The following is a 4,213-nucleotide window of genomic DNA, read 5'->3' on the forward strand; positions in this document are numbered from 1 at the left end:
CTCGGCCAGTTCCTTGAACTTGAGCGCGCCCTGGCCCTTGGGGGTGTTTTCGGCCACGACGTGGCTGAATTTCACGATGATGGGCTGTTCGGCCAGCGCCGCGGAGGAAAAGGCCAGTGCGATGCAGACACTCAGCGCCTTGACGGCGGGAATACGGATTTTCATGGCAAGGTCTCCCTTTTTTGTGGTGGGTATGGAAATCAAAGACAAGGCGCGCGATCGGCCCGCATCACGGGGCGTCGACCACACGCCGGATATCGGCGATCAACTGCGCACCAATCAAGTCCTCCATCTCGACGCTGACGGCGGCCAGGGCCTGTTTCCAGGCCTCGCGCTCCGTCTCCGTCAAGACATGGATCTGCGTCTTGCCGGACGCGCGGATCGCCTCCAGCGCCCGGTCGTTCTCCTGCTGGGCGATCGAAGCCGCATAGGCTGTCGCGTCCCGCATGGCGTCTTCCAAGGCGCCACGGATATCCGAGGGCAATCCCTCCCAAAACTTCCGGTTGACGATCACGGCATATCCCAGATAACCATGATTGGACACGGTGAAATGCGCCTGCACGTCCTGCATGTCCTGCGTGAAGAAATTCGAAGGCGGATTCTCGGTGCCGTCCACGACCCCCGCTTCCAGTGCGGCATAGACCTCGCCGAACCGCATGGTCATCGGCTGAGCGCCCAAGGCCCTCATCTGGGCATCCAGCACCCTGGAGGGTTGAATGCGCATGCGCAAACCGGAGAGATCGGACGGCATTCGCAGCGGCCGATTGGCCGAAAAAGACTTGAAACCGTTATCCCAGAAAGCCAGGCCGACGACGCCCTTGAGCCGCAGCCGCCGCAGCATGTCCCTGCCGATCGGTCCGTTGGTGACCCGGTGCAGCGCCTGCGCATCGGGGAACATGAATGGCAGGTCGAAAACCTCGAACTCGCGCACGCCCAGCGGCCCGAACTTGGACAGGGACGGTGCGATCATTTCAACGGCACCCAGCTGGAGCGCCTCCAGTTCCTCCCGGTCCCGATACAGTTCGCTGTTCGGATAGACCTGCACGCGCACGCGACCGTTCGTGGCTCGCTCGGCCAATTCCTGGAAGCGCACCGCCGCCTTGCCTTTGGGCGTGTCCGGGGCCACCACATGGCTGAACCGGATGACGATGGGTTGCTGCTGCGCCCAGAGGGACGAGGGCCACGTGAGCGCGCAGACGAGCAGGATGGAAAACCATTTCATTGATGAGGCAATGTCCGGAGGCTCAGAAATCCGCAGGGTCGGAAAAGGTGCGGCCATTCTGGGCAAGCGGGACTTCTATTTCAACTGTGGAAATCCACAACCCCGCACCGGGCGCTTCCCGGCCCCATCATGTACCGCTCGGATACACTAGGGAAAATCGATCCGGCATGCTTTCCTTTCCTTTCTACAAACCCTTCCTTCGCCGACGCACCTGGCAATGGCTGGTGCCGATCCTGTGCGCGTTGCTGTTTCTGGTCACCGTGATCTGGCTGCCGCACCAGGCGCAACAACTGGAATCCACAGAGCGCCAGGAACAACAGATCGCCGACACGCTTTGGGTCGAACAGACCATCCGCTTCCAGCTCGGGCGCAACGAAGACGACATCCGCTCGTTCGCCGGTCAGATCGCCGCCGGTCATCTGGCGGGCGACAAACTGCGCGGCCGGATGCGCTTCCTGCTGCGCAATCACCCGGAATTCACGCGTATCGCCTGGATCGACGCGCGGGACAATGGCACGTCCTCCGACCGGCAGGATCATTTTTCCCTGGAAGACCTGCCCGCGCCCTTGCGCCTGAAACTGGGGCGCATCCGCGGCACCCTCGCCCCCGAATACAGTCTGCCTGAGCCTCCGGACGAAACGCGCCTTCCCGCGCTGATGGACTATCTCTTTCCGATCCGGCAGGAAGGGCGCTACGCCGGCTGTGTGATCGTCACCTACTCCCTGGCCGGCATCCTGGATCAGATGGTGCCCTGGTGGTTCGCACAGAAGAACGAGATCCGCCTGACCGATCGAAACGAGCGCACGCTGGGACAACGCACCGCGGGCGGCGAGGGGCGCGGCGTCTACACCTACGCGCACGATCTGCATCTGCCCTACACGGACATCACGCTGCGCACCGACAGCGTCAAGGGGGCGCCCAATCTGCTGCCCAACCTGCTGATCGTCGTCATCGTCGCGCTGACCCTGGGTCTGTTCTGGAGCCTCGCGGCGCTGTGGCGCGACATCACTCGCCGGATGACCGTCGAACGCGCCTTGCGCGAACAGATCGCCTTTCGCACGGCCATGGAGGACTCGCTCGTGACCGGCCTGCGGGTATACGACCTGAAGGGCAAGATCACCTATGTCAACCCCGCGTTCTGCCGGATGGTCGGCATGCCGGCCGAGAGCCTGATCGGCCTCTCCCCCCCCATGCCCTACTGGGCACCGGAGATCATGGATGAATATCGGGAACGCTTCGCACAGCGCATCGCGGGCAAGATCGATTCCCAAGGCTTCGAGACGATCTTCCTGCGCAAAGGGCGGGAGCGTTTTCCTGTGCTGATCTATGAATCCGCACTGGTCGACGAAAGTGGCCGGCAGACCGGCTGGATGAGTTCGATTCTGGACATCTCCGATCGCAAGCGGTTCGAGGAACTGAACCAGCGCCAGCAGGAAAAGCTCCAGGCCAGCGCCCGGATGGTGACCATGGGCGAACTCGCCTCGACGCTGGCACATGAGCTGAACCAGCCACTGGCCGCCATCACCAGCTATACGACCGGTGCGCTGAACCTGTTGGCCGACTCCGCCACGCCCCAGGACGAGGCGGGCATGGCCCGCATCCGGGGCGCGCTGGAAAAAGCCAATGCGCAGGCCCAGCGCGCCGGACACGTCATCCGCAGCGTCCACACGTTCACCAAGCGCCGCGAGCCGCGCCGGGAAACGGTGGAGCTGTCCGCGCTGATCGCCGACGTCGTCCAACTGGCTGAACTGCAGGCGAGCCGGCATTTCATCACGATCAAGGCCGACATCGCGCAGGACACACCGGCGGTGCAAGCCGATCCGATGATGCTCGGACAGGTGCTGCTCAACCTGACCCGCAACGCCATCGAGGCGATGAGGGACATGGAGCCTGAACGCCGGGTCCTGCTCATCGGCGCCGGCGCCGATCCGCTCGCGCCCGGCAGCGTGAGCATCAGCGTGGCCGATCACGGGTGCGGCATTCCGCCGCATGCCCGGGAACGATTGTTCTCGCCGTTCTTCTCCACCAAGGCCGATGGCATGGGCATGGGCCTCAAGATCTGCCGGACTGTCGTGGAATCGCACGGCGGCACCCTGACATACGCGGACAGCCCCGGCGGAGGGACTGTCTTCCGTTTTTCGCTGCATGCGGCCTCACCCGCCAAAACATGAAAAAATACCAGGCTCGCATGCCGACAGGCCGCATGGACACCCCAGGGAGGGAGACAACAAGGTGCTGCATATCGTTGACGATGAAGAAGCGATACGGGATTCGCTGATCTGGCTGGCGCAGTCCCGCCGGATCGAAGCGACAGGCTACGATGGCGTTCAACCCTTCCTGGACATGCTGGGGGCGGATTACGCGTTCAGCCCCGAGGGCGACTGCCTGCTGCTCGACATGCGCATGCCCATCATGAGCGGCGCGCTGCTGTTCGACACCCTTGCGGCCCGGGGGCTCACCCGGCGCATGCCGGTCATCTTCCTGACCGGGCATGGCGACGTGCCGATGGCGGTCGACAGCCTCAAGCGCGGAGCCTTCGATTTCTTCGAGAAGCCGTTCAACGACAACAAACTGATGGACCGCGTCCAGGAAGCGCTGCGGGCGTCGCTGGAAGCGGGTCACCAGGCGCTGGTGGAGACGCGGCTGGCCTCTCTATCCTCGCGCGAGCGCGAAGTCATGGACTTGATCCTGGAAGGCCTGATGAACAAAGTGATCGCCGACAGGATGGGGATCACCATGCGTACCGTGGAAGTCCACCGGTCGAACCTTTTCACCAAAATGGGCGTACGCACCGCCGTCGAACTGGCGCGCCTGGTCAAATAGGCGCGGCCTGGGGCGCGTTTTTTATTGTCGGTCTTGTTGTCGGTCCTTCGCGGACCGACCTGTGAGCGCTCTCGTCTCCGAGTCATTCAGTCGCCACAAAGACAAAACCCCCGCAGAGGAGCTCTGCGGGGGTTTTGCGGAATAAAAGCCTGACGATGACCTACTTTC

Annotated in this window: 3 protein-coding genes and 1 pseudogene; 2 read left to right on the forward strand and 2 right to left on the reverse strand. The window is 63.1% G+C overall.

Translation table 11 applies throughout. The annotated features are described in order from the left end of the window. Together O4H32_RS14835 and O4H32_RS14840 are read right to left on the reverse strand one after the other, a co-directional pair. A pseudogene (locus tag O4H32_RS14835) lies at nt 1-165 on the reverse strand (C4-dicarboxylate ABC transporter); the annotation flags it as partial. Nucleotides 166-229: 64 nt separating this feature from the next. Beyond that, complete coding sequence (locus O4H32_RS14840; protein ID WP_269360392.1) at nt 230-1,222, reverse strand: TRAP transporter substrate-binding protein; 993 nt, start codon at nt 1,220-1,222, stop codon at nt 230-232. 167 nt (nt 1,223-1,389) lie between these two features. Between O4H32_RS14840 and O4H32_RS14845 the strand changes: the two genes are divergently transcribed. Both O4H32_RS14845 and O4H32_RS14850 read left to right on the forward strand, forming a co-directional pair. After that, on the forward strand, nt 1,390-3,393 hold the full coding sequence (locus tag O4H32_RS14845) for a sensor histidine kinase (RefSeq protein ID WP_269360393.1): 2,004 nt from the start codon (nt 1,390-1,392) through the stop codon (nt 3,391-3,393). 61 nt (nt 3,394-3,454) lie between these two features. Then, nucleotides 3,455-4,045: a response regulator transcription factor gene (locus tag O4H32_RS14850; protein WP_269360394.1), complete on the forward strand. Its 591-nt coding sequence runs from the start codon at nt 3,455-3,457 to the stop codon at nt 4,043-4,045. Nucleotides 4,046-4,213: the final 168 nt, after the last annotated feature.

The organism is Castellaniella denitrificans (genome assembly GCF_027214045.1).
GTDB classification, from domain to species: domain Bacteria; phylum Pseudomonadota; class Gammaproteobacteria; order Burkholderiales; family Burkholderiaceae_B; genus Castellaniella; species Castellaniella denitrificans_A.

What these genes read in the sequence shown, in the direction of transcription:
- O4H32_RS14845 (WP_269360393.1), top strand. Translation starts at nt 1,390, where the DNA reads ATGCTTTCCTTTCCTTTCTACAAACCCTTCCTTCGCCGACGCACCTGG.
- O4H32_RS14840 (WP_269360392.1), bottom strand. Translation starts at nt 1,222, where the DNA reads ATGAAATGGTTTTCCATCCTGCTCGTCTGCGCGCTCACGTGGCCCTCG.